At 47.2% G+C, this 629-nt stretch carries 1 protein-coding gene; it reads right to left on the minus strand.

Translation table 11 applies throughout. The features are described 5' to 3' along the window. On the minus strand, positions 1-629 hold a 629-nt coding region (locus A3729_RS01055), incomplete at both ends, for an ABC transporter ATP-binding protein (protein WP_156497556.1).

The following is a 629-nucleotide window of genomic DNA, read 5'->3' on the forward strand; positions in this document are numbered from 1 at the left end:
CAAGGCTAATTGCTTCCCGCCACCTAGTATCATAGCTCTGTCGATATGCGCTTCAACACCAGGGAGAACATGAGAACAAAGAATCACTGCGCAACCATCGCTTCGTAGTTCGTCTACCGTACGATAAAAATAATCGGTTGCGATAGGGTCTAAGCCAACGGTGGGCTCATCCAGTAATAATAGTTTAGGTTTGCCTAGCAGTGCTTGCGCCAAACCAAGGCGCTGCCTCATACCTTTAAAGTAGGTTTTGACTGCTCGATTTGCTGCAGCTTGAAGGCCAACACTCTCAAGTAACCGTTCAGCCTCGTTCTTTTTAAAGCCTTTAAGTTTGGCGAAGTAAGTGAGTATATCGCGCCCGCTTAGGTGATCATAAAAGCTAACATTTTCGGGTAGATAACCAAACTTCTGGCGAATGTGGTGAGCTTTTTTGTCTCGAGGTGACTGGCCAAGGGTTAGTACTTCGCCTTGACAAGGCTCAAGCACGCCCAGGATGATTTTCATCAGCGTACTTTTGCCAGCGCCGTTATGACCAAACAAGCCAAGCACTTCGCCTGGAGGCAAGTCCAGATTGATTGCCTCGAGTGCTTTTAGCTCGCCATAATGTTTGGAGACTGAGTCAAGCTTAACAA

This window comes from Oleiphilus sp. HI0043, from assembly GCF_001634935.1.